This is a genomic window from Nocardia sp. CC201C, assembly GCF_030010695.1.
Lineage (GTDB): Bacteria > Actinomycetota > Actinomycetes > Mycobacteriales > Mycobacteriaceae > Nocardia > Nocardia otitidiscaviarum.
Map to the genome: position 1 here is coordinate 1 of NZ_JASCXP010000669.1, position 2,186 is coordinate 2,186.

The window sequence follows — 2,186 nt, forward strand, 5'->3', positions numbered from 1 at the left end:
GCGGGGTTATCGGAACGTCCCGATCCACCGGCCCGCAGGCCCGAGGCGTCACACCCGCTGCTCCTGCTGCTCGTAGTAACGCTTCATGGACGGGTAGTAGTCGTCGAAGCTCGGTTGCGCCGCACCGTGTTCGGCGGCTACCCACGCATCCAGGTAGTACTCCCAGCCGGGGCCGACGTCCGCGGCGGCGACTCCCGGTGCGAGGTGCTGGGTGAAGGTGAGTTCGGTACCGTCGGACCGCGCGGTGAGCACCGCTTCGAGCACCCATTCACCGAGGTCGTCGGTCGTGCGCAGGATCAGGTGGCGGGGTGGTTCGCAGGTGTCGATGTGCATATCGAAGATGGGCTGGTTCTCCTCGAAGAGCATGCGCACCTTGATGGTTCGCCCCGGCCCGGCGTCACCCTCCCAGGAGCCGTACCAGCGGGCGGTGCGTTCGGATTCGGTGACGCTGGCCCACACGTCCTCGATGGGCGCGCGGAAGTTCCGGGTCAGAACCAGGTCGCGGCCCGCTGCGGTGCGGAGCAGGCGACCGTTCGGTTGGGGTGTCATGCGGTGTTCTCCTCGGTGTCGGGCTCGGCCGGGCGGGTGCGCCGGTCGCGCCGGGTGCGGAAGACTTCGGTCTCGAGTGCGTCGAGACGCCGTTCCCAGGTGTCGACGCTGGCGAGTTCCGCGATCCAGTCCGCGATCTCGCGCAGCGGTGCGGGATCGAGGCTGTAGTAGCGCTCCCGCCCCACGAGCTCGTCGTGCACCAGTCCGCTTTCCCGCAGCACGCGCAGGTGACGGCTGATGGCCGGGCGGCTGATCGGGAAATGCGACGCGATCGCACCGGCCGTGCGCCGCTCGGCGCGCAGCAGGTGCAGGATCTCCCGGCGTACCGGGTCGGCTATCGCGGCGGCCACCTCGTCCACCCCTGAAGCGTAACCGATCGGTTACGCGTTTGACCAGGCCCCGGCATCATACGACCGGAGACACGCCGATCCCGGCGTTCGCGGCGATCCCGCCGTTCGCGGCGATCCCGCCGTTCGCGCCGTTCGCGCCGTTCGCGCCGTTCGCGCCGTTCGCGCCGTTCGCGCCGTTCGCGGCGAAGGATCCGCCCGAAGTGCGTTACGCGCGGGCGATGGCGTAGAGGTCCCGGGCCGGACCGGTCGGGCGCTGCCCGCGCGGCCAGACCGCACGCAGCGGCCGTTCCAGCTCGAGCCCGGCCACGGTGGGCGACAACAGGATTCCCTCGGCCAGTTCACTCGCCACGGCCAGCGAGCTGAGCACGGCCGGACCCAGCCCGGTCGCCACGGCCGTCTTGATGGCGGTGGTCGAGGACAGCTCCAACAGGACGTCGGGCTGCCAGTCCGGGATGACGCGCCGCATGGCGCGCTCGAAGGAGATACGGGTGCCGGACCCGGACTCGCGGTAGATCAGCGGGGTCGCCGCGAGATCGTCGACGGTCAGTGCGGTGCGCCGAGCCCACCGGTGTCCGGGCGGGATCACCACCACGAGGCGGTCACGGCACACGATATGCCCCTCCAGATCGCGCGGCACCGTCGGACTCTCGACGAAGCCGATATCGACCCGCCCGTCCAGCACCGCGCGCACCACCTCGGCGGAGTTCCCGGATTCCAGGGCGATCGTGGTCGCGGGCTGCCGCGCGCGCAGCGACATCAACCACTTCGGGAACAGGTACTCGGCCACGGTCTGGCTGGCCGCCACCTGGAGCCGGGAATCCCGCTCGGCACGCAGCGAGTCGATCCCGGCGTCCAGGCGTGCGGCCGCGTCCACCACCTCGCGGGCCCAGGTGGCGATGAGCGATCCCGCGGCGGTCGGACGCGACCCCAGCGAGGTGCGCTCCAGCACCGGCACACCGACCAGTCGCTCGAGGTAGCGAATGCGGGAACTCGCCGAGGGCTGGCTGATGCCGTGCGCCTGCGCCGCACGCCCGAGACTGCCCAGTTCGATCACCGACAGCAACAGGTCGAGGGCGGCCACATCGGGCACTCGCGGCGACAGGGGCATAGAACGAGTCTATGGACCCATCGGCGGGCGACCGCTACCGGGGGCGCTGTGCCGGGCGCACGCTGGAGCCATGACCAGCACACTCCCCCGCCCCGCCGTGTTCCGCCCCCGGCACCGCACCCGGTCGGTGCGATGGACGCGGGTCGAGCGCTCCTCCGCCTTCCGGCATATCGGGCCGA

4 protein-coding genes are annotated in these 2,186 nt (G+C 71.1%); 1 reads left to right on the plus strand and 3 read right to left on the minus strand.

The window, feature by feature from the left end; all coding sequences use genetic code 11:
• Positions 1–48: 48 nt before the first annotated feature.
• Positions 49–549, minus strand: a complete 501-nt coding sequence (locus QK444_RS35700) for an SRPBCC family protein (RefSeq protein ID WP_282786449.1) — start codon at positions 547–549, stop codon at positions 49–51.
• A complete protein-coding gene (locus tag QK444_RS35705) occupies positions 546–908 on the minus strand; it encodes a metalloregulator ArsR/SmtB family transcription factor (protein ID WP_282786451.1) in 363 nt (120 codons plus the stop codon). Before QK444_RS35705 ends, QK444_RS35700 begins: the two co-directional genes overlap by 4 nt.
• 29 nt (positions 909–937) lie before the next feature.
• Between QK444_RS35705 and QK444_RS35710 the strand changes: the two genes are divergently transcribed.
• Positions 938–1,126, plus strand: coding sequence for a hypothetical protein (locus QK444_RS35710; protein ID WP_282786453.1), 189 nt, complete (start codon positions 938–940; stop codon positions 1,124–1,126).
• Here the strand turns inward: QK444_RS35710 and QK444_RS35715 are convergent.
• Entirely contained in the window at positions 1,105–2,007 is a 903-nt protein-coding gene (locus QK444_RS35715; RefSeq protein ID WP_282786454.1) for a LysR family transcriptional regulator, read from the minus strand. The genes QK444_RS35710 and QK444_RS35715 overlap by 22 nt on opposite strands.
• Between the last annotated feature and the right edge of the window lie 179 nt (positions 2,008–2,186).